Annotated in this window: 24 protein-coding genes and 1 tRNA gene; 14 read left to right on the top strand and 11 right to left on the bottom strand. The window is 63.8% G+C overall.

What is annotated here, in order from left to right:
• Positions 1-23 precede the first annotated feature (23 nt).
• Positions 24-932: a LysR family transcriptional regulator gene (locus RQH62_RS03095; RefSeq protein WP_311267260.1), complete on the bottom strand. Its 909-nt coding sequence runs from the start codon at positions 930-932 to the stop codon at positions 24-26.
• A 125-nt stretch (positions 933-1,057) separates the two neighbouring features.
• On the opposite strand from RQH62_RS03095, the gene RQH62_RS03090 reads away from it, so the two are divergent.
• From RQH62_RS03090 to mmsB, 3 genes are all read left to right on the top strand, one after another.
• Positions 1,058-2,200, top strand: coding sequence for an acyl-CoA dehydrogenase family protein (locus RQH62_RS03090; protein WP_311267259.1), 1,143 nt, complete (start codon positions 1,058-1,060; stop codon positions 2,198-2,200).
• A 169-nt stretch (positions 2,201-2,369) separates the two neighbouring features.
• Complete coding sequence (locus RQH62_RS03085) at positions 2,370-3,458, top strand: enoyl-CoA hydratase/isomerase family protein (protein ID WP_311267258.1); 1,089 nt, start codon at positions 2,370-2,372, stop codon at positions 3,456-3,458.
• Positions 3,459-3,672: 214 nt separating this feature from the next.
• On the top strand, positions 3,673-4,557 hold the full coding sequence (mmsB, locus tag RQH62_RS03080; RefSeq protein ID WP_311267257.1) for a 3-hydroxyisobutyrate dehydrogenase: 885 nt from the start codon (positions 3,673-3,675) through the stop codon (positions 4,555-4,557).
• Between the two features lie 107 nt (positions 4,558-4,664).
• On the opposite strand, the gene RQH62_RS03075 is transcribed toward mmsB, so the two are convergent.
• The 5 genes from RQH62_RS03075 to folE form a co-directional block, all read right to left on the bottom strand.
• Positions 4,665-5,894 (bottom strand): dipeptidase, encoded by a 1,230-nt coding sequence (locus RQH62_RS03075; RefSeq protein WP_311267256.1) that lies wholly within the window; start codon positions 5,892-5,894, stop codon positions 4,665-4,667.
• Positions 5,894-8,290, bottom strand: coding sequence for a TonB-dependent receptor domain-containing protein (locus tag RQH62_RS03070; RefSeq protein ID WP_311267255.1), 2,397 nt, complete (start codon positions 8,288-8,290; stop codon positions 5,894-5,896). The genes RQH62_RS03075 and RQH62_RS03070 overlap by 1 nt, the downstream gene beginning before the upstream one ends.
• Before the next feature lie 194 nt (positions 8,291-8,484).
• Positions 8,485-9,264, bottom strand: coding sequence for an enoyl-CoA hydratase-related protein (locus RQH62_RS03065; protein WP_311267254.1), 780 nt, complete (start codon positions 9,262-9,264; stop codon positions 8,485-8,487).
• A gap of 87 nt (positions 9,265-9,351) precedes the next feature.
• Positions 9,352-10,191: an SDR family oxidoreductase gene (locus tag RQH62_RS03060; RefSeq protein ID WP_311267253.1), complete on the bottom strand. Its 840-nt coding sequence runs from the start codon at positions 10,189-10,191 to the stop codon at positions 9,352-9,354.
• Positions 10,188-10,793 (bottom strand): GTP cyclohydrolase I FolE, encoded by a 606-nt coding sequence (gene folE / locus RQH62_RS03055; protein ID WP_311267252.1) that lies wholly within the window; start codon positions 10,791-10,793, stop codon positions 10,188-10,190. The genes RQH62_RS03060 and folE overlap by 4 nt, the downstream gene beginning before the upstream one ends.
• Positions 10,794-10,947: 154 nt before the next feature.
• Between folE and RQH62_RS03050 the strand changes: the two genes are divergently transcribed.
• A complete protein-coding gene (locus tag RQH62_RS03050; protein ID WP_311267251.1) occupies positions 10,948-11,547 on the top strand; it encodes a nucleotidyltransferase family protein in 600 nt (199 codons plus the stop codon).
• 24 nt (positions 11,548-11,571) lie between these two features.
• Here RQH62_RS03050 and RQH62_RS03045 read toward each other — a convergent pair whose 3' ends face one another.
• On the bottom strand, positions 11,572-13,242 hold the full coding sequence (locus tag RQH62_RS03045) for an MFS transporter (protein ID WP_311267250.1): 1,671 nt from the start codon (positions 13,240-13,242) through the stop codon (positions 11,572-11,574).
• Positions 13,243-13,281: 39 nt separating this feature from the next.
• Positions 13,282-14,016, bottom strand: coding sequence for a metallophosphoesterase family protein (locus RQH62_RS03040; RefSeq protein WP_311267249.1), 735 nt, complete (start codon positions 14,014-14,016; stop codon positions 13,282-13,284).
• Positions 14,017-14,225: 209 nt separating this feature from the next.
• Between RQH62_RS03040 and RQH62_RS03035 the strand changes: the two genes are divergently transcribed.
• The 5 genes from RQH62_RS03035 (at position 14,226) to pgl (ending at position 20,092) form a co-directional block, all read left to right on the top strand.
• On the top strand, positions 14,226-15,434 hold the full coding sequence (locus tag RQH62_RS03035; protein WP_311267514.1) for an acetyl-CoA C-acetyltransferase: 1,209 nt from the start codon (positions 14,226-14,228) through the stop codon (positions 15,432-15,434).
• Between the two features lie 90 nt (positions 15,435-15,524).
• Entirely contained in the window at positions 15,525-17,702 is a 2,178-nt protein-coding gene (locus tag RQH62_RS03030; protein ID WP_311267248.1) for a 3-hydroxyacyl-CoA dehydrogenase NAD-binding domain-containing protein, read from the top strand.
• 221 nt (positions 17,703-17,923) lie between these two features.
• The gene (gene galE, locus RQH62_RS03025) at positions 17,924-18,922 is read left to right on the top strand and encodes a UDP-glucose 4-epimerase GalE (protein ID WP_311267513.1); all 999 of its coding nucleotides are present in this window, start codon (positions 17,924-17,926) and stop codon (positions 18,920-18,922) included.
• Entirely contained in the window at positions 18,919-19,395 is a 477-nt protein-coding gene (locus RQH62_RS03020) for a YbaK/EbsC family protein (RefSeq protein ID WP_311267247.1), read from the top strand. Before galE ends, RQH62_RS03020 begins: the two co-directional genes overlap by 4 nt.
• A 4-nt stretch (positions 19,396-19,399) precedes the next feature.
• Positions 19,400-20,092 (top strand): 6-phosphogluconolactonase, encoded by a 693-nt coding sequence (pgl, locus tag RQH62_RS03015; protein WP_311267246.1) that lies wholly within the window; start codon positions 19,400-19,402, stop codon positions 20,090-20,092.
• Between the two features lie 32 nt (positions 20,093-20,124).
• On the opposite strand, the gene RQH62_RS03010 is transcribed toward pgl, so the two are convergent.
• Positions 20,125-20,388: a hypothetical protein gene (locus RQH62_RS03010; protein WP_311267245.1), complete on the bottom strand. Its 264-nt coding sequence runs from the start codon at positions 20,386-20,388 to the stop codon at positions 20,125-20,127.
• A gap of 56 nt (positions 20,389-20,444) precedes the next feature.
• Here RQH62_RS03010 and RQH62_RS03005 point away from each other — a divergent pair, with 56 nt between their 5' ends.
• Positions 20,445-21,581 carry an aminotransferase class I/II-fold pyridoxal phosphate-dependent enzyme gene (locus RQH62_RS03005; protein ID WP_311267512.1) on the top strand — a complete coding sequence of 379 codons (1,137 nt, stop codon included), beginning with the start codon at positions 20,445-20,447 and terminating at the stop codon, positions 21,579-21,581.
• A 49-nt stretch (positions 21,582-21,630) separates the two neighbouring features.
• On the top strand, positions 21,631-22,215 hold the full coding sequence (locus RQH62_RS03000) for a hypothetical protein (RefSeq protein WP_311267244.1): 585 nt from the start codon (positions 21,631-21,633) through the stop codon (positions 22,213-22,215).
• 30 nt (positions 22,216-22,245) lie between these two features.
• Here RQH62_RS03000 and RQH62_RS02995 read toward each other — a convergent pair whose 3' ends face one another.
• Both RQH62_RS02995 and RQH62_RS02990 read right to left on the bottom strand, forming a co-directional pair.
• Complete coding sequence (locus RQH62_RS02995) at positions 22,246-22,431, bottom strand: hypothetical protein (RefSeq protein WP_311267243.1); 186 nt, start codon at positions 22,429-22,431, stop codon at positions 22,246-22,248.
• Positions 22,432-22,511: 80 nt separating this feature from the next.
• A tRNA-Leu gene (locus RQH62_RS02990) sits at positions 22,512-22,596 on the bottom strand.
• A gap of 156 nt (positions 22,597-22,752) precedes the next feature.
• Between RQH62_RS02990 and RQH62_RS02985 the strand changes: the two genes are divergently transcribed.
• The 3 genes from RQH62_RS02985 (at position 22,753) to edd (ending at position 26,644) form a co-directional block, all read left to right on the top strand.
• Entirely contained in the window at positions 22,753-23,184 is a 432-nt protein-coding gene (locus tag RQH62_RS02985; protein ID WP_311267242.1) for a MerC domain-containing protein, read from the top strand.
• A gap of 177 nt (positions 23,185-23,361) precedes the next feature.
• Positions 23,362-24,825, top strand: coding sequence for a glucose-6-phosphate dehydrogenase (zwf, locus tag RQH62_RS02980; protein WP_311267241.1), 1,464 nt, complete (start codon positions 23,362-23,364; stop codon positions 24,823-24,825).
• Complete coding sequence (gene edd / locus RQH62_RS02975) at positions 24,818-26,644, top strand: phosphogluconate dehydratase (RefSeq protein ID WP_311267240.1); 1,827 nt, start codon at positions 24,818-24,820, stop codon at positions 26,642-26,644. Before zwf ends, edd begins: the two co-directional genes overlap by 8 nt.
• Position 26,645 lies beyond the last annotated feature (1 nt).

The raw sequence follows: 26,645 nt of genomic DNA, 5'->3' as shown, positions 1-26,645 counted from the left end.
TGTCATCTTTGGGACGCTTCACCTTATCGACCCGCATCCGGCGGCAGATCGCGCGCGCCGGACAATGTTTCGATCCTCTCCTGCACCCACCCAGCCACGGCGCCGATCCGCGCCAGCTTGCGCATATCGCCATGCATGACCAGCCAGAAACTGCGGGTAATTTCCACCCGATCGGCCATCAGCGGCATCAGGCCGGGGTCGCGCCGCGCGATGAAATCCGGCAGCACGCCGATCCCCGCGCCGTCGGCGATTATCCGCTGCTGCATGATGATGCTGGTCGACCGCAACGTCGCCTCCAGCCCCGCCTCCACCTCGTCCAGATAGTCGAGTTCGGGGGAGAAGATGAACTCCGGCACATAGCCGATCAGCGTACAGTCGCGCAGGTCGGCGGGCTTGCCCGGTCGCCCCACCCGCTCGATATAGGCGGGTGATGTGTAAAGATGCAGCCGATAGTCGCCCAGCCGCCGCACCGTCAGTCGCCCGCGCTGCGGCCGCGCCAGCATGACCGCCATGTCCGCCTCGCGGTTGGACGGATTAAGGAAGCCGGATGCCGTCACCAGATCCAGCCGGATACCCGGATGCCGCCGGTTGAAATCGCCCATGCCCGGCGCCAGCACCCAGGTGCCGAATCCCTCCGCCACCGAAAGGCGCACCTGCCCGCTCAGCCGGTGCTCCTGCCCCTTTACATCCTCCATCGCCGCCAGCGCAGCGCTTTCCGCCGCTTCCGCATGGGCCAGCAACTCCTGCCCGCGCGGCGTCAGCGCCCGCTCGCCTGCACCCACCTCGAACAATTCGGCATCCAGCGCCTTTTCCAGCCGCGCCAGCCGCCGCGCGATGGTGGTCGCGTCGATCCCCAGCGTGCGCGCCGCCGGCGCCACCTTGCGCGCCCGCGCCACCGCCAGAAATACGCGCAGATCGTCCCAGTCGAACATCGCCTCATCCTGCAAATTTGCAGGATGTTCATGCACAACTTCCCCATTGCTGGCAATAACGCTAGGTTGCTAGAAGCAAGGCCATACAGATCATGTCCATCGCAACGACATGACGAAAGGAGAGCATGACCCAGTTCGACCTGACCGACGATCAGCGCACGATCCAGGACATGGCCCAGCGTTTCACCGCGGATGCCATCACCCCCCATGCGGCGGAGTGGGATGAAAAGCATATCTTCCCGCGCGACACGATCCGCGCGGCGGCGGACCTGGGCTTTGGCGGCATCTATGTGTCGGAGGCGGCGGGCGGCATCGGCCTTGGCCGGCTGGAGGCTGCGCTCATCATGGAAGCCATGGCCTATGGCTGCCCCTCCACCAGCGCCTTCATCTCCATCCACAATATGGGTGCCTGGATGATCGACCGGTTCGGTAGCCGGGCGGTGAAGGACAAATATCTCCCCGATCTCGTCCCCATGACGCGCATGGCCAGCTATTGCCTGACCGAGGCCGGCGCCGGGTCGGACGCCGCCGCGCTCAAGACGAAGGCGGTCAGGGACGGTGACCATTATGTCGTCACCGGCTCCAAGCAGTTCATTTCCGGCGGCGGCGAAAATGACGTCTATGTCGTCATGGTCCGCACCGGCGAGGACGGGCCGAAGGGCATCTCCTGCCTCGTCATCGAAAAGGACATGGACGGCGTCAGCTTCGGCGCGCAGGAACGCAAGCTTGGCTGGCACTCACAACCCACCGCGCAGGTCAATTTCGACGCCGTGCGCGTGCCGGTCGACAATCTGGTCGGCGCGGAGGGCGAAGGCTTCCGCATCGCGATGATGGGCCTCGACGGTGGCCGCCTCAATATCGGCGCCTGCTCGCTCGGTGGCGCACAACGCTGCATCGATGAGGCCGTGCGCTATACCAAGGACCGCAAGCAATTCGGCCAGTCGATCGCGGATTTCCAGAATACGCAATTCACTTTGGCCGACATGCAAACCGAACTGGAGGCCGCCCGCACGCTGCTCTACGCCGCGGCCGTCAAGGTGACGGAAAATGCGCCGGACAAGACCCGCTTCGCCGCCATGGCCAAGCGCTTCGCCACCGACACCGGCTCCTCGGTGGTCGACCGCGCGCTGCAACTGCACGGCGGCTATGGCTATCTGATGGACTATCCGATCGAACGCTTCTGGCGCGACCTGCGGGTGCATTCGATCCTAGAAGGCACCAATCAGGTGATGCGCATGATCGTGGCGCGGGACATGCTGCGGCAGTGACCCATTTCCCCTCTCCCCTTGGGGAGAGGGTTGCGAAGACTTGGCAGACTGCTGCCTAGTCGTAGCTGGGAGAGGGGGAGCGACGCCCGCCCCTCTCCAACTCCGCCTAAGCGCGTACCGCGCCAAGGCTTCGTATCCTCTCCCCCGGAGGGGAGAGGAAAGGAAAGCAATGACCGACCAAGTCCTGACCATCATCGAAAACGGTATCGGCCGCATCCGCCTCAACCGGCCCAAGGCGATCCACGCGCTGACCCCTGTCATGTGCGAAGCGATCAACGACGCCCTGCTCGCCTGGGCGCGGGATGATGCCGTCGTCGCGGTCATGATCGACCATCTGCCCGCCGCCGATGGCGATCCCAAATTGTCGCGCGGCTTCTGCGCAGGCGGCGACATCGCCCTAATCGCGAACAGCGCGAAGGCCGACTGCGTGGAAGCAGAGCACTTCTTCCATGTAGAATACCGCATGAACCATCTGCTGTTCGTCTATGACAAGCCGATCGTCGCCTTCATCGACGGCATCGTCATGGGCGGCGGCGTCGGCATCTCCCTCCCCGCCCGCTTCCGCGTCGCGACCGAGCGGACGAACTTCGCCATGCCCGAAACAGGCATCGGCCTGTTCCCCGATGTCGGCGGCGGCTGGTATCTGCCGCGCATGCCCGGCCGGGTCGGCGCCTGGCTGGCGGCAACCGGATCGCGGATCGACGGGGCCGACTGTACGGCCATCGGCATCGCCACCCATTATATACCGTCCAATCATCTGGACGCCGTCAAGGCCCGCATCCTGAGCGATCCCTTCGGGCTGGAAGAGATATTGGATGAGAACGCGCAGACGCCCCCGCCCTCGAAACTGGAGGCGACCCGCGCCGATATCGACCGGCTCTTCGCATCCGACAAGGCGGAGGATATCGTCGCCGCACTTCAGGCCGATGGCGGCGAATGGGCGGCCAGACAACTGGCCGTGCTCGCCACCAAATCGCCCCAGACGATAAAGGTCGCGCTGCGCCAACTGGTAGAGGGCGGGCGCAAGGCCAGCTTTGCCGACAATATGGCGATGGAATATGGCCTCGCCTGCGCGATCATCCGCCGCCCGGACTTCGTGGAAGGCGTGCGCGCGGTGATCTTCGACAAGGATAATGCCCCGCGCTGGAACCCGCCGACACTGGAAGAGACGAGCGACGCGATGATCGACGCGATCTTCGCGCCCTTGCCGGCGGACAGGCAGTGGACGCCCCTGCCCCAACTGGCGGAGGTTGGCTGATCCTGTCCTATCGGGCCGGCGGCTGCTAGACTGACAGCACCCTCACCGGCCCACTTTCCGATAGGATCAGGACCGCGCAACATAATGTCAGAACTTGCGGGAAATGTGCGAAGTTAAGAGCATCGCGCGAAAAAGCCTGTCCTGAGCCTGTCGAAGGATGGAACCGGTTTTTCGCAACAGCGATGCGTCAATTAACGCGGAAGAGGATAGGAAATTGACCCAAACGATCGCCTTCATCGGCCTTGGCAATATGGGCGGTGGCATGGCCGCCAACCTGCTCAAGAACGGCTATGCCGTGCGCGCCTTCGACCTGTCGGAAGAGGCACTGACCAAGGCGGAGGGCCATGGCGCGGTCCGCGCCGCCAGCGCCGCCGATGCGGTCGCCGGCGCCGACGCGGTCGTGACCATGCTGCCCGCCGGCAAGCATGTCGAAAGCGTTTATAAGGACGAGGTGTTCGGCGCGGCCAGGCCCGGCGCGCTTTTCCTCGACTGCTCCACCATCGACGTCGCCACCGCCCGCCGCGTGATCGACGCCGCCACCGCACAGGGTTTCGAGATGGTCGACGCGCCCGTCTCCGGCGGCATCGCGGCAGCCAATGGCGGCACCCTCACCTTCATGGTCGGCGGCGCCGACGCCGCCTTCGCCAGGGCGAAACCGATCCTGTCCGCCATGGGCAAGGCGGTGATCCATGCCGGCGGCGCGGGCAATGGTCAGGGCGCCAAGATCTGCAACAACATGCTGCTCGGCGCGACCATGGTCGCCACCTGCGAAACCTTCGCCATGGCGAAGAAGCTGGGCCTCGATCCGCAGACCTTCTACGATATCAGCAGCGTTTCGTCTGGCCAGAGCTGGTCGATGACCAGCTATTGCCCCGTCCCCGGCGTCGGCCCGCAATCGCCATCCGACAATGGCTATCAGGGCGGCTTTGCCGTCGGCCTGATGCTCAAGGATCTGAAACTGGCGACCGAAGCGGCCGCCTCGGTCGGCGCATCGGTGCCGATGGGCAATGTGGCGGAATCGCTCTACCAATTGCTCGCCAATCAGGGCGAAGCCGGCCGCGACTTCTCCCTGATGATCGAGATGCTGGAAGGGAAATAGGTACAAATTCGCCCGTCATCCCAGCGAAAGCTGGGATCTCCCTTCTTCAGCCAAAGCCCTGAAAGAAAGAGAGATGCCAGCCTTCGCTGGCATGACGGAAAGATATCTTACTTCCCCTTGCCAGCCTCATTGGCCGCCAGCACGCGCAGCACATTGCCGGACCAGATTTTCTGGATATCGGCCTCGCTGTAACCGGCCTTGAGCAGAGCGGCGGTGATCTTGGGCAGGTCGACCACATCCTCCATGCCGACCACGCCGCCACCGCCATCCCAGTCGGCACCGATGCCGACATGATCCGGCCCGACGACCTTCAGTGCATGCAGCATATGCGCCATGAAATCGTCGAAGGTCGGCCGGTCGGTATCGGGATAGAGCCGGTCGATCTCCTGCCGCTTGGCCAGCAGTTCGGCGCGCTTGTCTGGCGACAGTTTTGCGTCCTCGCGCAACTGGCCAAACAGCGCCTTCAACACCTCCTGCCGCTGCGGATTGGGCTGCGACTTGCGCAGATAGGCACCATAGGCATTCATCTGGATGACGCCGCCCTTGGCCGCCAGCGCCTTCAGATGATCGTCATCGATGTTGCGCGGATGGCCATAGATCGCCTTGCACCCCGAATGGGTCAGGATGATCGGCGTGGTCGACAGCGCCAGCAGATCGTCCAGCACCTGATCGCTACTGTGCGACGCATCGGGCACGATGCCCAGGCGATTCATTTCCTTCAGCAATTCCTTGCCGAGCGGGCTAAGCCCGCCAAAACGCGGTTTGCCCGACGGGTCGGTGCTGCTGTCGGCAAACTGGTTGTGCGCGAAATGAGCAAAGCCCGAAATCCGCACGCCTATGTCGTAGAAGGTCTTGAGCAGGGTGACGTCCTCACCCAGCGGATAGGCATTTTCGATCGACAGATAGACGACCCGCTTGCCCGCCGCCGCGATCGGCGCCGCGTCCTTCGCCTCCAGCGCCAGCGCGAAATTGGCCGGGTCTGCCGCCACCATGTTCCGGATCGAAAGCCCGCGCAGGATCGCGAAGTCGCGCGCCTTGCGGAACCCCTCGATCGTCACCGGGCCTTGGCCCGTGTAGATCGCCCAGAAACCGCCATCCAGGCCACCCTTCTTCATGCGCGGCAGGTCGACCTGGGTATAGTCGCCATGGACGTCATGCCCCTCCTCGATCGACCAGCCGGGCAGGTCGAGCGAGGCGGGCGTGTCAAGATGACTGTCGAGCGTCAGCAGCTTCTGGTGCAGCTGATACTCCTTCTTCGTGACGACGGGCGCCTCCGCCTGTGCGGTCAGCGGGAGCAGCGCGATCAGCGCCGCTCCCATCATCAGGACAGTCCGCATCAGATTTCACCCGAGATGGTGAACTGGAAGGTGCGCGGCGACAGCGGACGGAAATTGCCATCGCCCGTCACGGCAGCCGAAATGTAGGACAGCGTGTCCTTGTCGAAGATATTGTCGATGTTGAAGCGCGCCTTCACGCCCTTGACCGGCCCCAGGCTGAAGCCGTCGCCAATGTCCACATATGCGCTGAACACGGTGAAGCCCTTTACGCTCGATCCGGCCGAATTATCGAAGGTCGACCAGCGACGCGACGTATATTTGCCGCTGAAATTGCCCACCAGCCAGCTTGCCGGTTCGATGGTCACGCCACCATTGACGATCCACTTGGCGCTGTCGGGGATATATTTGCCGTCGGTCTGGTAGGTGGTCGTCGCGGTGACGATATCATCCTTGAACTTGGCGATATTATAGGTGGCGTTGAGGTTGAAATAGGCCAGGCCGTTCAGATAGCTCGGCTTGTAGGTACCGCTGAACTCCGCGCCATAGGCCGTCACCCGGCCGACATTCTGGTAGAAGGTTTCGATGACGTTGGTGGTGCCGGGCAGGATCGACCCGATCGACTGGATGCGGTTCTTGAACTTGGTGTAATAGACCGCATAGGAAGCATAGAATTGCCCCTGATTGGTGCGGATGCCGGCCTCGAAATTCTGCGACCGCTCCGGTGCCGGCGCAGGCACGCCCGCCGCGCTGCTGTTGAGCGAGACGGAGAAGACATCGTCCAGCCCCTTGGGCAGCGCCATATTTTCCGAATAGGAAGCGAAGACCTGGCTCTGATTGTCCAGCTTGTAGAGCACACCCGCCTGCGGCAGGAAGCCGTCGCTATAGCTGGTCCGCAGCGTCTGCGGACCCCAGCCTGCAACCCAGACCGGCGCGGCGGTGGTGCCGGCATTGCGGTAATAATCATTGAAATCGCGATAGCCGCTATAGCGATAGTCGATGTTCAGCGCCTTGACGCCCAGATCGAAGATCAGCTTGTCGTCCAGCAGCGCGATCCGATCCTTGATGAAGGCCTGGGTCGTGTTGCGTTCCGACTGATAGTTGCGCCGAACATAGACCAGCTCGTCCAGGTTGGGCGCGCTGGCGGGCGATCCGTCGGTCGTGTTGTAGCGCGCCTGCGTGCGGTTATAGGTGTCGACTTCGGCCCATAGCCCGGCTTCGATCGTCTGGGCTCCCAATTCCCAATGCAGCTTGGTCGTCAGGCCATAGCGCTCGCCACCCACGGTCGACAGGCCATATTGGGTGCCCTTGGGTGCGGTGAGCGCAAGGCCGGCGGCCGTCTCGCGGGAGTAGATGGTCAGGCTGTTGGCATAGGTGTCGGGCGACACGCCATAGCCGCCTTTATCTTCATAATAGGCCGTCGCTTCGGCCCAGATGCCGTCGGCGATTCCGGCATGGATGGTGCCGCCATAGAGCTTGTCGTCGCGGACGTTAATCGCGAGCGTGTTGGTATAGGCATAGTTGGCATTGCTGTAGGCCGGGCCGCCCGCGACCGGCGCGAAGCCCGGTGTGGTGTTGGGCACGACCGAGATATAGCCGCGATCCCGGCCGCTCTTGCCGCCAATGTCGGTGCCGGTCAGATATTGGGCGCGGGTCAGCGACGGGGAATCGAAGTCGTTGAACTTGTTCGACACGAATTTGAACCGCGCCCAGCTGTCGCCGCCCAGATCGGCGTGGACCATCGCTTCCCAATGCTCGCGATCGACCGTGCCATCGCCGCGCCACAGGTCGGTGTTCAGCTTGGTGCGGCTGACATAGGCGCGGAACGGCCCGACCTGCCCGGTGCTGGCGCGGATGAAGGTGCGCTTCATGTCGAAATCGCCGAAGCTCTGCGACACGAACAGGCCGGCCTCTTCCTGCGGCTTGATGCTGTTATATTGCACCACGGGGCCAAGCGTCGAATAGCTGGGCAGGCCGACATCGCCCGCGCCGACCGCAGCTTCCACCACGCCCAGATTTTCATTGTCGACATAGCGGAACACCGGGCTGCCGCCAAAGGCATCGCTGCGCCCGGTGGGGATGCCATCGACCACGAAGCCGATCTGATCGAGGTTGAAGGCGCGGGTCTGGACGCTGTTGCCGAACTCGTAAAGGCCCAGCGCACCATCGGTCTGGACGTTGAAGCCGGGCAACTGCTCCAGCATCTTGAGGCCCGAAATACCCGACGGGGCGGACAGCAGAGCCTCGCGCGTGACGGCGACCACGTTCGTCACCTTGTCCTCACCAATCGCCTCGGCCGATTGCGAGATGCGGCGGCCGGTGACGGTGATGCTGCTCTCTTCGCCATCCACCGGGCCATCCACCGGTTCCTGCGCATGGGCAGCACTCAGCGCCCCGGCGGCGCAGGCGATCAGCAGCGCGGCGCGAGAGGACAGACGGATGGACGAAGATACGGACATTCAAAGGCTCCCTGTTTCACAACGCGAAAATGGAGAGACGCGCCCGAAAGCGTGCCTCTCCACATGGTTTCTGCGTTTTCTTGTGAAACGAGAGTGTCCGGTAACTCCGCTATCGGCCAATGAGAATTTCTCAGCCTATGGCAGAGTTTTCAATCTATTACGGGACATTTCAGAAGCAGGCCCCGCTGCCATATTCAGCGCCCCTTCCAGACTCCGGCGCGCTTTTCAACGAAGGCAGTCATGCCTTCCTTCTTGTCCTCGGTTGCGGTCAGAATCTGGAACAGGCGGCGTTCGGTCAGCAGCCCCTGGGCGAGGCCCGTTTCAAAGGCGATGTTGACCATTTCCTTGTTCACCATCGCGGCCATAGGCGGCAGTGCAGCGATCGTTGCGGCAGTCTTCAGTGCTTCGTCCAGCAGGTCGGCGGCCGGCACGATGCGGCTTACAAGGCCCGAACGCTCGGCTTCGGCAGCATCCATCATCCGGCCGGTCAGACACATCTCCATCGCCTTGGCCTTGCCCACGGCGCGGGTCAGGCGCTGCGACCCGCCCATGCCCGGCGCCACGCCCAGCTTGATTTCGGGCTGGCCGAACTTCGCCGTATCACCCGCGATGATGAAATCCGCCATCATCGCCAGTTCGCAGCCGCCGCCCAGTGCAAAACCCTGCACCGCCGCGATCCATGGCTTGCGGGTCGCGACCACGCCGGTCTGCCAGCCGGAAAAGAAATCCTCCAAAAAGAAGTCGGCCGCCTGCTTGTCCACCATTTCCTTGATGTCGGCGCCGGCCGCAAAGGCCTTCTCGCCGCTGCCGGTCAGCACCGCGCAGCGCTGGGTCGCATCGGCGTCATAGGCGGCGAAGGCGGCGCTCAGATCCCTGAGCACGTCGCTGTTCAGCGCGTTCAGCGCCTGCGGGCGGTTCAGCGTGATCAGCGTGACGGCGTCACGTTGCTCCACCAGGATCGTTTCATAGGTCATCGCCATCTCCCTCATTCGGTTTGTCAAACGATCTATGGGCAGGATGCAGGACGCGCCAGCCCCCCGCCCCTCGCATTTATGCCGAACCTATCGGCACAGATGCATGAAATCACGGTCATAGCTTTTGAGATGCGCGCCGCCGTCGACATAGATCGTCTGACCGGTCACGGCACTTGCTTCCACCAGATAGAGAACCGCCTGCACGATCTGCTCCGCCTGCGGCAGGCGCGCGAGCGGCATCAGTCCGGCCAGCCGCTCCATTTGCGCCTCGTCATAGTCCGGCGTCGCGATGGTCAGGCCGGGCGCGACGGCATTGACCCGCACCTTGGGCGCCAGGCTGTGAGCGCTGGTGCGGGTCAGGCCCGCCAGCGCCAGCTTGGACAATGTATAGGCCATCTGGTCGGCATGGGGATGGTCGATCCGCTGGTCGAGGATGTTGACGATACAACGATCCCCCACCCCCGCCGGCACGGTCGCGAACGCCTTGGTCAGCAGGGTCGGCGCAGCACAGTTCACCGCATAATGGCGCATCAAATCGTCGGCGGTCACGGTTTCCAGCCGGTCCTGCCCAAAGATAGCCGCGCTGTTGACGAGGATATCGGGCGGACGGCCGAACCGTTCCGCCACCTGCACCACCAGTTCTTCCGCCCCTTCGGGATCAGCAAAATCGACGACGAAACCTTCCCACTCCGTGCCTTCCTCCTCGAAGGTCAGCGCCAGATGGGAATCGAGCCGCGTGTCATGGCTGCCATGAATGGCAAGCGAATGACCGGCCCTCGCCAGCGCGGCGGCGATGATGCCGCCCAACCGGCGATGCCCACCCGTAACCAGCGCCAGCCGCTTGGGCGCCAGCGGCGCGCCGACCGGCGCTGCATCGCTGCGCGCTTTGCCCAGCGGGCGATAGGCAGGTTCGTCATCGCCACTCATGAGGCGATGAGCTTCAACACTTCCTCGCGCGACTTTTCGTCTTCGCGGAACACGCCCAGCATGCGGCTGGTTTTCATGATGACATTGGGCGTGCGCACGCCCCGCCCGGTCATGCAGCCATGGGTCGCCTCGATCACCACGGCGACGCCCTGGGGATTCAGATGCTCCCAGATGCAGTTGGCGACTTCCGACGTCAGCCGTTCCTGCACCTGCAACCGGTTGGCATAGGCATGGAGGACGCGAGCGAGTTTTGAAATGCCGACCACATAGGCACCGGGCAGATAGGCGATATGCGCCTTGCCCACGATCGGCGCCATATGATGTTCGCAATGCGACTGGAACGGAATGTCCTTGAGCAGCACGACATCGTCATAGCCACCCACTTCATGGAAGATGCGCGACAGATGATAGGCCGGGTCGTCGGCATAGCCACGGCAATATTCGCGCCAGGCGCGCGCGACGCGCTCAGGCGTTTCCACCAGCCCTTCGCGTTCGGGAGTATCACCCGACCAGCGGATCAGGGTACGGATTGCGTCGCTGACTTCGGCCGGAACCGGCTCCTTGCCTTCGCCGATGGTTTCGGCGTCGATTTCACATGCCATGAACCGGCCACTCCTTATATTGTTGGTCCCGCATATGGCGGCTGGGGTGCGCGATGGCCAGTCCCTTTCGGGCCGCTGGACACAAGATCATAGTGATGGCAAATCGGGCGCATACGGGATCGCCACACCAAAATGCCTCTGCTCATCATATATCATGCGTACTGAACGGATCGCCGCCGTGCTGCTGGCGGCCGGCACATCCTCCCGCTTTGGCGAGGAGGACAAGCTGATGACGGAATTGCGCGGCAAGCCGATGGCGGCCCATGTGCTGGAAACGGTCGCATCCATGGCCTTTGCCGAACTGATCGCCGTGGTCCGGCCGATCGAATTCGCGCCTGTCATTCATCGCAAGCTGGACCGGCGCGGCTATACGATCATCGTCAACGACCAGCCGGAAGACGGCATATCGGGCAGCATCGTGCGTGCGATCGACTATGTGATGCCCAACAACAAGATACGCGGCGTCCTGATTTGTCTGGCGGACATGCCGGACGTGCCGCAGACCCATTATAACCGCATCTGTCTGGCAGCGGAGGACATCCGCTCGGTAGTGGCATCGACGGACGGCTTCTCCTCCTCGCCACCGGCCTTTATCGGGCGCAAGCATTTCCCCGAACTACTGGCGCTGAAGGGCGATCAGGGCGCGCGGGCCTTGCTGAGCCACGGCATTCAGATCGAGACGACGGGCAACATCCTGCACGACGTCGACACACCCGAAGACCTGCCCGGCTGGCGCCCGGTCACGCCGCAATAGAGCGGCAGGCACAAGATATTCGGATCAGTTCGACCGGGTCGGATCGGTCAGGCCATCACCCATTTCGCGCGCATCGGGCCCACGGCTGATCGGCAGCGAACCGGTCTGGCGCTCAAGCCGGCGATGCACGAGCGGCGCGTCCGGCCCCTGATGCAGCGCATGGATGGCGTCGCTGTTGGCGATGTCGGCCACGGTACGCCGCTGATTGTGCCGCACATAGTCCAGCCAGGTCGCCACATGATAGCGTTCGACCCACAGGTCCGACTCGCCCAGGTCGCGCAGCAACTGCCAGCCATGGGCGCCATCGCGCCGCCGGATACGCCGCCGCTCGCTCATCGCGGCCAGGAAGGGCACGATCGATCCGGCCGGAATGCGATATTCGATGGTGATGACGATCGGCCCGCTTCGGGGCTCGACCGGCACCGTGGTATCGGGTTCCCGCCAGTCGCCGCGCGGATCGAGATTATCGTCGCCAATCTGCGGCAATGGCCGCCACAGCCCCAGCATCGCGGCAACGAACTGCATGGAAGCTGCCGCATAAAGACCGGTCACGACGCCATGCTGCTCCGCCACCCAGCCGAACAGCCAGGCACCGCCTGCCATGCCGCCAAAGGCGATCATCTGGTACAGCGCCACGGCGCGTGCAACCACCCATCGCGGCGCCGACATCTGCACCGACACGTTGAAGGTGGACAGCGCCAACACCCAGCCGGCCCCGGCCAGCATATAGCCCAGGATCGCCAGCGGCAGCAGGCTGCTGACCCCGGTCAGGGCCGTGCCCAGCGCCATGGACAGCGTCGCACAGCGGACCAGGGTTTCGACGGAGATGAAGGTCCGTAACCGCCGGCTGCCCAGCGCACCCAACACAGCGCCGACGCCGAAAGCGCCGCTGGTGATGCCGAAAGTCAGCGCCCCGCCCCCCAGCACGTCGCGCGCGACCAGCGGCATCAGGGCGGACACCGCCGCCGCACCGATGCCGAAGGCACCGCTGCGCAACAGCACCAGCTTGATATTGGGCGACGCCGCGACATAGCCGACGCCGGCGACCATCGCCACGCCCAGCCGTTCGCGCGGCAGCAGCTTGGGCGGCAAGTCCGGCCGCCAGCGCGCCAGTACTGCCAGCAGACCGACATAGCTGAGCGCGTTGACCAGGAACGCCGCCGCAGCCCCCGCCGCCGCGACGATGATGCCGCCCAGCGCCGGACCGGTACTGCGCGCCAGATTGAAGCCCATGCTATTCATCGCCACCGCGCTCGGCAAGACGGCGCGCGGTACCATGTCGCCCACCGACGCCTGCCAGGCGGGGCCATTGATCGCGGTGGCGCAACCGATGGCGAAGGTGAAGGACAGGAGCAGCCAGGGCGTCATCAGCCCGAACCAGGCGGTCGCCGCCAGCAATGTGGAGGTCAGCAGCATGGCGGACTGACAGGCGATCATCACCTTGCGCCGGTCCAGATTGTCCGCGACTGCCCCGGCCCAGAGCGACAGCAGCATGATCGGCAATGTGGTCGCCGCCGGGACCAGCGCGATCAGCAGGGGCGACGCCGAAAGCGACGTCATCATCCACGCCGCACCGACCGACTGGATCAGGCCGCCGAAATTGGACGCAAGGCTGGCGGACCAGATGGCCCGGAAGGTGGGGATGGCAAAGGGTGACGGTGGTTTCTGGGTCGAGGCGTCGGTCACACTGTCCATGGGGTCGATATAGACGGCAATGGCCGGGGTGCAACGCTTCTATGCCATGCCTGTTCGCAACGCCCCCGCCCAGTCGGGACGGCCATGGGCTTTGGCGGCGCAGGCCGCAACTTCCCAATCATAGGGGATGGCGATCAGGCGCGCCTGCCATGCCCCGTCGATCCGATCGGCCATGGCATAGCGGGCATGGGGCGATCCGGTTTCTACCCGGTGCGGGAAGGGATGGTCGTCGGCATAGGCCGGCAGGCCGACGCTGCCGGGATTGACGATCAGTCCCCCGCCCGGCCGATGATGGATGCGCGGGATATGGGTATGGCCACACAGGATCAATGGCGCCTCCATGCCTCCGGCCCGCGCTTCCACCTCGTCGGGGGTGGCGGGACGCAGGCCGTCCGGGCAGAGCGTTTCCAGCCAGTAGCAAAGATCGTCGCCCGGCGCACCATGGACCATCAGCACATCATCGACCGGCCAGAGCTGGTCGGGCAGCACCGCGATCCAGCCGCGATGATGCGGTTGCAATTGCTGATGTGTGTAAAGATCGGACGCGCCCATGCGGGCCGGATCATGGGTCAGCAATTGCCGCTCATGATTGCCCCGGATCGTCGGCAGGCTCAGCGCCATCAGCCGGTCCGCCGTCTCGCAGGGGAAGAGCGGGCCGGACAGGATATCGCCCAGATTGACGATCATATCCGCGCCCTGCCTGGCAATGTCGTCCAGCACCGCATCCAGTGCGACGATATTGCCATGAATGTCGGAAAGGATGGCGATGCGCATGGGCCTGAAATGCCATGGGGATTCGCCGGTGGAAAGGTGCGGAATGCGACAGCGAGTTGGACAGGTAAATCGATAGTCGCAAACTGCCGCTACGGCATGCTGCCCCCGCCGCGAACAGCATATTAGACACTTGCACTTTACGTAAACGTAAATACATTCAGCACCGAGATCCGAAGCGCCGGAACGGCCCCCACGGAGAGGGAATGAACATGGAAGCCTATATTTACGACGCCGTCAGGACGCCCCGTGGCCGGGGCAAGGCGGACGGGTCGCTGCACGACATCACCCCGATCCAGTTGGCGACGCAGGTATTGGAAGCGGTGCGCGACCGCAGCCAGATCGACACCGCCGATGTCGATGACGTGATCCTCGGCTGCGTCAGCCCGGTCGGCGAACAGGGCGCGGACATTGCCCGCGTCGCCGTGCTGAACGCCGATTATGCGCAGACCGTGCCGGGCGTGCAGATCAACCGTTTCTGTGCGTCGGGTCTTGAGGCCGTGAACATGGCGGCGGCCAAGGTCTATTCGGGCGAAGCGATGTTCGCGATAGGCGGCGGCGTCGAATCGATGAGCCGCGTGCCGATGGCGTCGGACGGTGGCGCCTGGGCGATGGACCCGGCGGTCGCCTACAAGACCTATTTCGCGCCGCAGGGCATCGGCGCGGACGTGATCGCCACCAAGTTCGGCATCAGCCGCGACGATGCCGACGCCTATGCCGTCGAAAGCCAGAAGCGCGCCAAGCAGGCATGGGACGAGAAGCGCTTCGCCAAGTCGATCGTGCCGGTAAAGGATGTGATCGGCGGCATCGCGCTCGACCATGACGAACATATGCGCCCCGATGCGACGATGCAGTCGCTGGGCGCGTTGAAGGCCAGCTTTACCGCTTTGGGCGAGGAGATGCCGGGCTTCGATACGGTGGCGTTGCTGCGCTATCCGGAACTGGAGAAGGTCAATCATATCCACCATGCCGGCAACAGCAGCGGCATCGTTGACGGCGCGGCAGCCGTGCTGGTCGGCAACAAGGATATGGGCGACAAATATGGGCTGAAGCCCCGCGCCAGGATCAAGGCGATGGCCTCGATCGGGTCGGAGCCGCTCATCATGCTGACCGGGCCGGAATTTGTCGCGGGCAAGCTGCTGGCACGCGCGGGCATGAGTGCCGCCGACATTGATCTGTGGGAACTGAACGAGGCCTTCGCTTCGGTCGTGCTGCGCTACATGCAGGCGATGAACCTCGACCATGACAAGATCAACGTGAATGGCGGTGCGATCGCCATGGGCCATCCGCTGGGCGCGACCGGGGCGATGGTGCTGGGCACGGCGCTGGATGAACTGGAACGGACGGCCAAGGGCACGGCGCTCATCAACCTGTGCGTCGGCGCGGGCATGGGCACCGGCATCATCATCGAGCGCGTGTAAGGACAATAACCTCCGTTCGCCCTGAGCTTGTCGAAGGGCGCGCGCGTGCTTCGACAGGCTCAGCACGAACGGGGTGTGGGAGACAGGATTATGAACACCATCACATTCGACATAGACGCCGACGGCATCGCCACGCTGACCATCGACGTGCCCGGCCAGTCGATGAACGTCATCGGCCCGGACTTCCTGGCGGACATGGATGCCGCGATCACGCGCATCGCGTCGGAAGAGGGCATCAAGGGCGCGGTCATCGCGTCGGGCAAGGACAGCGGCTTGATGGCCGGCATGGACCTGAAATATTTCGGCGCAATGCTGGCGACCAGCGATGGCGAACGCCCGGCCCCCGCCGCCATCTTCGACAAATTATTCGTGCTGAACGCCCTGTTCCGCCGTCTGGAAACCAGCGGCAAACCGATCGCCTGCGCGATTGAGGGCACCTGCGTGGGCGGCGGTTTCGAACTGGCGCTGGCCTGCCATCGCCGTTTTGTGGGCGACAGCAGCAAGACGCAGCTGGGTCTGCCCGAAATCCTGATCGGCCTCTTCCCCGGCGGTGGCGGGTCGCAGCGCCTGCCGCGCCTGATCGGCGTGCAGGCCGCGCTGATGTACATGCTTCAGGGCAAGCTGTTCCGCCCGGCCGAAGCGGCGATGCTGAAGGCGGTGGATCAGGTCGTGCCGCAGGGCACGGCAGTCGAAGCCGCGAAGGAATGGGTAAAGGCTAACCCGACCGCAAACACCCAGCCCTGGGACGTCAAGGGTTTCAAGGTTCCTGGCGGTGCGGGCGGTTTCAACCCCGCCTTCGTGCAGACCATGGCCGGCGCGCTGCCGATGACGCTGAAGCAGACTCAGCGCAACATGAACGCGCCGATCGCCCTGCTGTCGGCCGTCTATGAAGGCATCACCCTGCCGATGGACCGGGCGATCCGCATCGAGAGCAAATATTTCGCCAAGGTCGCCGCCGATCCGCAGGCGTCGAACATGATCCGCACGCTGTTCGTCAATAAGCAGGCGGCCGAACGCGGTGCACGCCGTCCCAAGGATCAGCCCAAGGCCCCGACGACGAAGCTCGCCATGCTGGGCGCGGGCATGATGGGCGCGGGCATCGCCACCGTCGCGGCACAGGCCGGGATCGAGGTCGTCCTGTTCGACCGCGACCTGGCCTATGCGGAAAAGGGCAAGGCGCATGTCGAAGAGGTGCTGAAGAAGCGTCTGGGCAAGGGCATGACGCCCGAAAAGTTGGAAGCCACGCTGGCCCGCGTGACCCCGACCACCGACTATGCGGCGCTGGCCGGCGCGGACTTCGTGATCGAAGCGGTGTTCGAGGATGTGAGCATCAAGGCGGAAGTGACGAAGCAGGTCGAAGCCGTGCTGGGCGCCGACACCATCTTCGGCTCCAACACCTCCACTTTGCCCATCACCAAGCTGGCGCAGGCCTGGACCAAGCCGGAGAATTTCATCGGCGTCCATTTCTTCTCGCCGGTTGAGAAGATGCCGCTGGTGGAGATCATCCTGGGCGAAAAGACCGGCCCGGCCGCCATCGCCAAGGCGCTGGATTTCGTCGCGCAGATCAAGAAGACGCCGATCGTCGTGCATGACAGCCGCGGCTTCTACACCTCGCGCAGCTTCGGCACCTATGTGCAGGAAGGTGCGGAACTGGTCGGCGAAGGCGTCAATCCGGCGCTGATCGAAAATGCCGGCAAGCAACTGGGCATGCCGACTGGCCCGCTCGCCGTCAGCGACGAAGTGTCCATCGAACTGGGCTGGAAGATCATGAGCGCCGCGAAGAAGGAACTGGGCGACGCCTATGTGCCGCAGGGGTCCGACGACATCATGGTGAAGATGGTCGAATCCGGGCGCCTCGGCCGCAAGAATGGCAAGGGCTGGTACGACTATCCCGAAGGCGCGAAAAAGCATCTGTCGCCGGTATTGGGCGAGATGTTCCCGCGCGCGGCCAAGCAGCCCGACGTCGAGGCGGTGAAGGAACGGCTCCTCTATCGCCAGCTGATCGAATGCGCCCGCTGTTTCGAGGAAGGCGTGCTGGAAACGCCGGAAGATGGCGATATCGGCGCGATCTTCGGCTGGGGCTTTGCGCCCTATACCGGCGGGCCGTTCAGCCATATGGACACGGTCGGCATCGCCCATGTCGTGGCCGTGCTGGACCGGCTGGCGGCGGACCATGGCCCGCGCTTTGCCCCGACCCAGCAGTTGCGGGACATGGCGGCGAGCGGTGGGCTGTTCTACCGCCCCGTGCCGGCCAAAGCCGCCGCATGAAGAGGGTATAAATCGTAACGCTTCTGTTTTAGGTCTTCGTTCGATCCGTCGATCGGCATCGCCCAATTCCTGCGTCATGCTGAACTTGTTTCAGCATCCATCGTGCCTCCCGGCCCTGCCGTTCCATGAGGAGAAATGGACCCTGAACCATGTTCAGGGTGACGATGAAGGACAGGGCGGTGGCGATCGACATCGAGCGGCGATCCGGAGATGTGAAGCATATGAGCGATAAACCCACGGTACTGGTCACGGGCGGCGCGGGCTATATCGGCAGCCATGCCGTGCTGGCGCTGAAGGATACCGGCTATGGCGTGGTGGTGATCGACAATCTGGTCACCGGCTTCGACTGGGCGGTGCCGCAGGATGTGACGCTGGTGCGCGGCGACATTGCCGATCAGTCGCTGGTGGAAGCGACTTTGCGGGACCATGCCGTAAAGGCAATCATGCATTTCGCCGGGTCGGTCGTGGTGCCGGAATCGGTCGAGAACCCGCTCAAATATTATCATAACAACAGCGCCAAGACCCGCGACCTGATCGAAAGCGCGGTGCGGGTCGGCGTGCCGCATTTCATCTTCTCCTCCACCGCCGCCACCTATGGCACGCCCGATGTGGAGGCGGTGCGGGAGGATACGCCGCAGCAGCCGATCAATCCCTATGGCATGTCGAAGCTGATGACGGAGTATATGCTGCGCGACGTGGCGGCGGCGCATCCGATGAACTTCTGCGCGCTGCGCTATTTCAACGTCGCGGGCGCCGATCCGCAGGGGCGCACCGGCCAGTCGACGGCCGGCGCCACGCACCTCATCAAGGTCGCTGTGGAAGCGGCTCTGGGCAAGCGCGAGAGCGTGGCCGTGTTCGGCACGGATTTCGACACGCCGGACGGCACGGGCGTGCGCGACTATATTCATGTCAGCGACCTCGCCGCTGCGCATCTGCTGGCGCTGGAGGCGCTGATCGCCGAGCCGACGCGCAACCATCTGCTCAATTGCGGCTATGGCCGGGGTTTCTCGGTGCTGGAGGTGCTGGACGCCGTCGACCGTGCGACCAACAATCCGATCCAGCGCGTCATGGCCGGTCGCCGGGCCGGCGATCCGGGCAAGCTGATTTCCGACAATGGCGCGATATTGGCGACCTTCCCGTGGCAGCCGCGCCACGCCGATCTGGATCAGATCGTCGCCCATGCACTGGCGTGGGAACGCAAGCTGGGCGAGCGCGGATGAGTGAGGCGAGCGTCCGCGCCTTCTTCGCAACCCAAGCCCCCGACGTCGCGCTGATCGATCAGGGTGTCAGCACCGCGACGGTGGCCGAAGCTGCCGCCGCGCTGGGCGTGGAGCCGGCGCGGATCGCCAAGACGCTGTCGCTGCGCATCGGCGAGGCGGTCGTGCTGGTCTGCGCTCGCGGCGACGCGCGCCTGTCCAATGGCAAGGCCAAGGCGGTGCTGGGCGCCAAGCCGCGCATGCTGGGCGGGCATGAGGTGGAGGAACTGACCGGCCATCCGGTCGGCGGCGTCTGCCCGTTCGGCCTGCCCTCGCCCCTGCCCATCTATTGCGACATATCGCTGCGCGATTTCGCCACCGTCTTTCCGGCCGCCGGGTCGCGCACCACCTCGGTCGAACTGACGCCGGATCGACTGGCGGCCTTGACCGGGGCGACATGGGTGGACATTTGCACCCTTCCTGAGATTGCGGAGTAGCCCCATGCCGACCGAACATCTTTTCGCCATCGGAGCGCAGGCCGCCGCCGACATCGCCGCGCGCATCGCCGCATTGCTGGCCGACGGCATCGCCGCGCGCGGCGTCGCGAGCATCGCCGTGTCGGGGGGCAGATCGCCGCGCCCGGTTTTGGAGGCGCTGAGCGCGGTCGACCTCGACTGGAGCAAGGTCGTCGTAACGCTGGTGGACGAACGGTGGGTCGCGCCCGACAGCACCGACAGCAATGAACGTCTGGTGCGCGAGACGCTGTTGCAAAATGCCGCGTCTGCTGCATCGCTCCTGCCTATGTGGAACAGCGCGCCGGACGCTTATATCGGCCAGGCATTGTGCGAAAAAATGTTCAGCGAGCAGCCCTGGCCGCTCGACATCATCCTGCTGGGCATGGGTGATGACGGCCATACTGCCTCGCTCTTCCCCGAAGGCAAGGAACTGGCCGAGGGACTCAGCAGCAAGGCGCTGACCATCGCGACGACCCCACCCGCCGCGCCACACCAGCGCCTGTCACTGACCGCGCATGCGATCTTGCAGAGCCGCCATATCTTCCTCCAGATCAGCGGCGCGGGCAAGAAGGCCATCTATGATCGCGCGCTGGCGGGTGGGCCGGTGGAGGAACTGCCGATCCGGCTGGCGCTGTTGCAGGACGCCGTGCCGGTCGAGGTGTGGATCGCGGAAGCCTGACACTGCATCCGTTTGTTTCGAATGGAGATTGGCTAGCTTTTGACTTCATGATCCGAAATCAGATAGCGCCACACGCCCACGGCGTTGATCGCCAGCAGCGCCACATTCTGCCAGCCTATCCCTTCGCTATCCCGATCCAGAAAGCCCCAGCCGATCAGTGCGATCGAACTGGTGACGAACAGGACGAATGCCCATCCGGTTATGCGTCGTCCCAAATTGAGCGAAACGACCAGCGCCGCGATTGTCGCCGCCACTGCGCCATAACATTGCAGAACAGTGAGCAGCGTCTGATCCATGGCAGCACAACGCCCGCCTTATGGACATGGTTGCGGCTGCACTCTACGTCCCTGCCATGGTTGCCGACATTTCCCCTTTCCACGCCATCGCGATCAGCCGCGAGGCCCATGCCCTTGAAGCGCAGGGGCGGTCGATCCTGCACATGGAATTCGGCCAGCCGTCTACCGGCGCGCCGGCCGAAGCGATCGCGGTCGCGCACCGGGTGCTGGATACCGAGCCGATGGGCTATTGGGAAAGCCCTGCGCTGAAAGAACGGATCGCGTGCCATTATGGCGAGAAGCATGGCGTGGCGGTCGATCCGGAGCAGATCTTGCTGACCTGCGGCGCGTCGCCGGGGCTGGTGCTGGCGCTGACCAGCCTGTTCGCGCCCGGCGCCCGCGTCGCCACCGCGCGGCCGGGCTATGTCGCCTATCGCAATAATCTCAAGGCGCTGTATCTGGAACCGGTCGAGGTCGCCTGCGGCCCGGCCGAACGGTACCAGATCAGCGCCGACGCGCTGGCGGCAATCGACCCCGCGCCGGACGGCCTGATTCTCGCCAGTCCCGCCAATCCCACCGGCACGATCATCCCGGCGGATGAACTGGCACGGATCGCGAAGGTCTGCGCGGAACGCCGCATCCGCATCATTTCCGACGAAATCTATCATGGCCTCAGCTTCGGGGCGCCGGCGCGGTCGATGCTGGAATTTGCGCCCGACGCGCTGATCGTGAACAGCTTTTCCAAATATTACAGCATGGCCGGCTGGCGTCTGGGCTGGATCGTGGTGCCGCTAGCGCTGATCGATGTGGCGCGGGCGCGGATGGGCAACCTCTTCCTGACGCCGCCGGTGCTGGCGCAGCGCGCGGGCCTGACCGCCTTCGATTGCACGGACGAACTGGAGAGGAATGTCGACAACTATCGCCGCAACCGGCAATTGCTGCTGGACGCCCTGCCCGCGCTCGGCCTCGCCAGCATCGCGCCGCCCGATGGCGCCTTCTACATCTATGCCGACATCAGCCACCTGACCAATGACAGCCTCAGCTTCTGCCAGAAGCTGCTGCGCGAAACCGGCGTGGCGACCGCGCCGGGCGTGGATTTCGATCCCGTAGACGGCCACCGCTTCATCCGCTTCAGCTTTGCCGTTTCAACGGATCGGGTCGAGGACGCGATCGCCCGCATGGTGCCGTGGTTTCAGGCGCAGGGTGGTCGTTAGAAGGTAAAGATTAGATGGAAAACGGACGGCGCTTCTCTATAACAAAACTATGTTCAAGAGAGCTAAAGCAAAAGGCAAAGGCACCGTCCCTAATCACCTTAAAGATCGATTCCGGTATTTGGACGGGCTTACGCCTGCGAGTGCTTTAGGACCGTGGCGTAAATTCATAACAGTTGCCATAGGGGGCCTTCAGCACATCGGCTTTGCGTCGAAATCTGACCTACTTTTGGTTGTGTCGGGGGCGCGCGGACGTGGCGTTGTTGATTGCACGACCGGCAGCAAAGTCGCAAGAAATGATGAAGAGTATTACCCCGATTTCGGTTCTTTAGAGGCCGAAGGCATAGGCCCGCTGGGGGGACAACAGATTCGAGTAGCTGGAATCTCTGGCGGCGGCTTATCCCACGCCACCGAAGATGGATGGCTTATCGAACTGCATCCACTTTCATGGCCAGAGGAAGAGTTTTTCTTGTGTCCACCGGGACAGACAATGCTGTGGAATCATCCTGCGACCGAACCTGAGTTGTTTAAGCTAAGGCCGTTGCCATCCTCGTTAGTAGCTTATGGTTTTTCCCCGACCGGTAGATCTCTGGTCATAGCTACATCTTCGGATTTGGAGATATACAGCCGCGCTTAACGTCCGCAACCAGACCGACTGCCTCTCAAATCACCGCACCGTTCGCTTGTACAGATGCACCAGCCATAATCCGGTCAGCACCGCCACTGTCAGCAAGCGCGGCGGGAGTTTGTCGATGGCGTGGGGTACGCTCCAGAAGAGCGCGTCGCCGAGGCTGACGATGATCAGGACAAACAGACCGAACAGCAACGGCGGCAGGAAGTGGCGAGCCTTCATGGGACTCGGCATAGCATGGCCGCACCCAGTCCGCGATAGTCGGGGCGCTTAGGTCGGGTCAGCTATGTCCGGGATGCCAGTGGTGCGGGTGGTCGGAATCGAACCGACACTCCTTGCGGAACCGGATTTTGAGTCCGGCGCGTCTACCAGTTTCACCACACCCGCACGGCTGGTTGGGCGCAAATGACAAAATCCGACGCGGGCGTCCAGCCGAAAATCGGCAGGCAGCATAAAAGCCTCCGCCCGTCGCTTGACAGCATGGGGTGCCGCGCCCACATGCCGACCTGAAAATGAAACGTTATATCATTTGATCGGAATGTGATGACCTCCTGCGACGAGCGGCAAAGCGCCGCCCCCTGTCCGCCCCTCAAGGCCAGCGAGCAGGCGAACGGTCCCACCGCCTGGCTGGATGGCTTCGCGCTGTGCGCCTCCTCGCTCTGCACCCTCCATTGTCTGGGCCTGCCGCTATTGTTCGCGCTGCTTCCCGCCTTTGCCAGCCGGATCGATCCGGGCGAATCCTTTCACCTCATCATACTGGCGCTGGCGGTGCCGACCAGCCTGTTCGCGCTGGTACAGGGTCAGCGCCGCCATGGCGGGCGGGCGCCGATTCTGGCGGGCGTCGCCGGCCTGACCTTAATGAGCATCGGCGCACTGTTCGCCCATGGCGCGCTGGCCGAGACGCTCTGGACCGTCACCGGCAGCCTGCTGCTGGCGGGCGCGCATATCCTCAACTGGCGTCGCGGGTTGCGCTGAAACACCCCCTTGTCCCTGATCCGATTCGCGAAATGTCCGGCCCTTGCCAAGGCCGTCCTGTCATGATGTTGCTGCAAACCGGCTTCCACGATAGCCTTCTTGCGTAACGATCCGCGAGCGCTATAAGGGCGCCTCGTGCAGACATAGACAATTTCAAAAACGGAGAAGGACCATCCTTTGACCGAGCCGTCTGCTACGTTCCTGTTATTTGGTGCCACCGGTGATCTGGCGCGCCGGATGATCTTTCCTTCGCTCTACAATTTGCTGTCGGACGGATTGCTGCCCGACGACTTCATGATCGTCGCGTCCGGCCGGTCCGAAATGGACGACGCCGCCTTCCGCAAGGAAGTGGATGAGGCGTTGCAGCAATTTCTGGCTGCCGATCGCTATGACGAAGAGGTCGCTACCCGCTTCGCAGCGATGATCGGCTATCAGCCGGTCGATGCCGGCAATACGGACCAGTTTGCGGCGCTGGCCAAACGGATCGACGGCCGGCTGGAGCGCGGCCTGTCGGTCTATCTGTCCACCCCGCCCTCGCTCTTCGCGCCGACCGCGCAGGGCCTGGCCGACGCCGGCCTCATCACGCCGCACACGCGGATCGCGATGGAGAAGCCGATCGGCAAGGATCTCGCTTCGTCGAAGGTCGTGAATGACGGCATCGGCCACCTCTTCGCCGAGGACCAGATTTTCCGCGTCGACCATTATCTGGGTAAGGAAACGGTCCAGAACCTGCTCGCCCTGCGCTTTGGCAACGTCATGTTCGAACCGCTGTGGAACACCACGGCGATCGACCATGTGCAGATCACCGTGGGCGAGACGGTGGGGCTGGAAGGCCGCGTCTCCTATTATGACGGCGTGGGCGCGCTGCGCGACATGGTGCAGAATCACATCCTGCAAATCCTGTCGATCATCGCCATGGAGCCGCCCGCCCGCATGGACCCGACCGCTGTGCGCGACGAGAAGGTGAAGGTGCTGCGGTCGCTGCGCCCGATGACCGACGAAACGGTCAAGACGCACAGCGTGCGCGGCCAGTACACGCCGGGCGCGGTCAGCGGTCAGATCGTCACCGGCTATGCCGACGAACTCGGCAAGCCGTCCGACACCGAAACCTTCGTGGCCTTGAAGGCCTATATCGACAATTGGCGCTGGCAGGGCGTGCCCTTCTACCTGCGCACCGGCAAGCGGATGCCCGCGCGCCAGTCCGAAATCGTGATCCAGTTCAAGCCGGTGCGCCACAGCATCTTCGGCCGCGACGGGCATGGTACGGGGCTGGAGCCGAACACGCTCGTCATCCGCTTGCAGCCGGAGGAATATATCCGGCTCGCCATCATGAGCAAAAGGCCGGGGCTGGAACGGCAGGTGAAGCTGGACGAGGTGACGCTGGACGTTTCCCTGACCGCCGCCTTTGCCGGGCAGCGCCGCCGTATCGCTTACGAACGATTGATCCTGGACCTGCTGGCCGGTGACCAGACCCTCTTCGTCCGCCGTGACGAGGTGGAGGCCCAATGGACATGGATCGATTCGATCATCGACGGGTGGAAAGAGGCCAATGTGAAGCCCGCCGCCTATTCTTCGGGGAACTGGGGTCCGTCTTCGGCCATTGCCCTTATCGAACGTGACGGAGCCAGCTGGCATGACTGAATTGAATCCGGTGATCGCAAAGGTCACCGACCGCATCGTGAAGCGCAGCGCCGCTTCGCGCCTGAAATATCTCGACCTGATTGAACGGGGCCGTGACGCTGGCACCAATCGCGCGCAACTATCCTGCGGCAATCTGGCCCACGCCTTTGCCGCCAGCGGCGAAGACAAGCCTGTCATTCGCACCGGCGCGGCGATGAATATCGGCATCGTGACGTCCTATAACGACATGCTGTCGGCGCATCAGCCCTATGGCCGCTATCCGGAGGTCATCAAGATCGCCGCGCGCGAAATCGGCGCCACGGCGCAGGTGGCGGGCGGCGTGCCGGCCATGTGCGACGGCGTGACGCAGGGACAGGCCGGCATGGACCTGTCGCTGTTCAGCCGCGACACGATCGCGCTCGGCACGGCGGTCGCGCTCAGCCACGCCATGTTCGAAGGCGCGATGCTGCTGGGCATTTGCGACAAGATCGTGCCGGGCCTGCTGATCGGCGCGCTGCGTTTCGGCCATCTGCCCACGATCCTGATCCCTGCCGGCCCGATGCCGTCGGGCCTCGCCAACAAGGAAAAGGTGCGCATCCGCCAGCTTTATGCCGAGGGTAAGGTCGGCAAGGACGAACTGCTGGAAAGCGAAAGCGCCTCCTACCATGGCGCGGGCACCTGCACCTTCTATGGCACGGCCAACAGCAACCAGATGATGATGGAGATGATGGGGCTGCACATGCCCGCCGCCTCCTTCGTCCATCCGGGTACGAAGCTGCGCACCGAACTGACCCGCGCGGCGACGCATCGCATTGCCGAAATGGGCTGGGATGGCGGCGATTATCGTCCGCTGGGCCATTGCGTCGATGAAAAGGCGATCGTCAACGCGATCATCGGCCTGATGGCGACCGGCGGCTCCACCAACCATGCCATCCATTTGCCCGCCATCGCGCGGGCGGCGGGCATCCATATCGACTGGACCGACTTTGCCGAAATTTCGGACGTCGTGCCGCTGCTGGCGCGCGTCTATCCCAATGGTTCGGGCGACGTGAATAATTTCCATGCGGCCGGCGGGATCAGCTTCGTGATCCGCGAATTGCTGGGCGCCGGGCTGCTGCATGGCGATATCCTGACCGTCGCGCCCGTCGGCATGGCCGGCTATGGGCAGGAACCGGTGCTGGAAGACGAAAAGCTGGTGTGGCGCGACGTGCCTGTGTCGCGCGACGAAGCGATTCTTCGCCCCGCCGCCAATCCGTTTCAGGCCGATGGCGGCATGAAGCTGCTGGAAGGCAATCTGGGCCGCTGCGTCATGAAGGTGAGCGCGGTGGACAAGGAGCGCTGGACGATCGAGGCGCCCGCCGCCGTCTTCCACGATCAGGACGATGTCCTGCGCGCGTTCAAGGCTGGCGAACTGGAGCGCGACGTCGTTGTCGTGGTCCGCTTCCAGGGGCCAAAGGCCAACGGCATGCCGGAACTGCACAAGCTGACCCCGGCGCTCGGCGTATTGCAGGATCGTGGCTTCAAGGTCGCGTTGCTGACCGACGGCCGCATGTCTGGCGCATCCGGCAAAGTGCCGGCCGCCATCCATCTGTCGCCCGAAGCTTTGGCTGGCGGCGCGATCGGCAAGCTGCGCGATGGCGATCTGGTGCGGGTCTGCGCGGAGACGGGCGACGTCACGGCGCTGGTCGATGCGGCGACATGGGACGCGCGGGACATCCCCGCCGCCCCGCCCCCGCCCTACGACACCGGCCGCGAGCTGTTCGCCCTCTTCCGCCATCATAGCGACCTGGCCGAACAGGGCGCGTCGCCGATCCTGGCGGCGATGGAAAGCGAACTGTAAA

Origin of the sequence: Sphingobium sp. WCS2017Hpa-17, from assembly GCF_031843765.1 — a bacterium.
In the GTDB taxonomy this organism is placed as follows: Bacteria; Pseudomonadota; Alphaproteobacteria; order Sphingomonadales; family Sphingomonadaceae; genus Sphingobium.
Note: the sequence above shows the minus strand (reverse complement) of the source record. Positions and strands in the feature narration are given on the sequence as shown.

Excerpts from the sequence above, each read along its gene's own strand:
- RQH62_RS03095 (WP_311267260.1), bottom strand. The coding sequence starts at position 932 with ATGTTCGACTGGGACGATCTGCGCGTATTTCTGGCGGTGGCGCGGGCG.
- RQH62_RS03090 (WP_311267259.1), top strand. The coding sequence starts at position 1,058 with ATGACCCAGTTCGACCTGACCGACGATCAGCGCACGATCCAGGACATG.
- RQH62_RS03085 (WP_311267258.1), top strand. The coding sequence starts at position 2,370 with ATGACCGACCAAGTCCTGACCATCATCGAAAACGGTATCGGCCGCATC.
- RQH62_RS03075 (WP_311267256.1), bottom strand. The coding sequence starts at position 5,894 with ATGCGGACTGTCCTGATGATGGGAGCGGCGCTGATCGCGCTGCTCCCG.
- RQH62_RS03070 (WP_311267255.1), bottom strand. The coding sequence starts at position 8,290 with ATGTCCGTATCTTCGTCCATCCGTCTGTCCTCTCGCGCCGCGCTGCTG.
- RQH62_RS03065 (WP_311267254.1), bottom strand. The coding sequence starts at position 9,264 with ATGACCTATGAAACGATCCTGGTGGAGCAACGTGACGCCGTCACGCTG.
- RQH62_RS03060 (WP_311267253.1), bottom strand. The coding sequence starts at position 10,191 with ATGAGTGGCGATGACGAACCTGCCTATCGCCCGCTGGGCAAAGCGCGC.
- folE (WP_311267252.1), bottom strand. The coding sequence starts at position 10,793 with ATGGCATGTGAAATCGACGCCGAAACCATCGGCGAAGGCAAGGAGCCG.
- RQH62_RS03050 (WP_311267251.1), top strand. The coding sequence starts at position 10,948 with ATGCGTACTGAACGGATCGCCGCCGTGCTGCTGGCGGCCGGCACATCC.
- RQH62_RS03045 (WP_311267250.1), bottom strand. The coding sequence starts at position 13,242 with ATGGACAGTGTGACCGACGCCTCGACCCAGAAACCACCGTCACCCTTT.
- RQH62_RS03040 (WP_311267249.1), bottom strand. The coding sequence starts at position 14,016 with ATGCGCATCGCCATCCTTTCCGACATTCATGGCAATATCGTCGCACTG.
- RQH62_RS03035 (WP_311267514.1), top strand. The coding sequence starts at position 14,226 with ATGGAAGCCTATATTTACGACGCCGTCAGGACGCCCCGTGGCCGGGGC.
- RQH62_RS03030 (WP_311267248.1), top strand. The coding sequence starts at position 15,525 with ATGAACACCATCACATTCGACATAGACGCCGACGGCATCGCCACGCTG.
- galE (WP_311267513.1), top strand. The coding sequence starts at position 17,924 with ATGAGCGATAAACCCACGGTACTGGTCACGGGCGGCGCGGGCTATATC.
- RQH62_RS03020 (WP_311267247.1), top strand. The coding sequence starts at position 18,919 with ATGAGTGAGGCGAGCGTCCGCGCCTTCTTCGCAACCCAAGCCCCCGAC.
- pgl (WP_311267246.1), top strand. The coding sequence starts at position 19,400 with ATGCCGACCGAACATCTTTTCGCCATCGGAGCGCAGGCCGCCGCCGAC.
- RQH62_RS03010 (WP_311267245.1), bottom strand. The coding sequence starts at position 20,388 with ATGGATCAGACGCTGCTCACTGTTCTGCAATGTTATGGCGCAGTGGCG.
- RQH62_RS03005 (WP_311267512.1), top strand. The coding sequence starts at position 20,445 with ATGGTTGCCGACATTTCCCCTTTCCACGCCATCGCGATCAGCCGCGAG.
- RQH62_RS03000 (WP_311267244.1), top strand. The coding sequence starts at position 21,631 with ATGTTCAAGAGAGCTAAAGCAAAAGGCAAAGGCACCGTCCCTAATCAC.
- RQH62_RS02995 (WP_311267243.1), bottom strand. The coding sequence starts at position 22,431 with ATGAAGGCTCGCCACTTCCTGCCGCCGTTGCTGTTCGGTCTGTTTGTC.
- RQH62_RS02985 (WP_311267242.1), top strand. The coding sequence starts at position 22,753 with ATGACCTCCTGCGACGAGCGGCAAAGCGCCGCCCCCTGTCCGCCCCTC.
- edd (WP_311267240.1), top strand. The coding sequence starts at position 24,818 with ATGACTGAATTGAATCCGGTGATCGCAAAGGTCACCGACCGCATCGTG.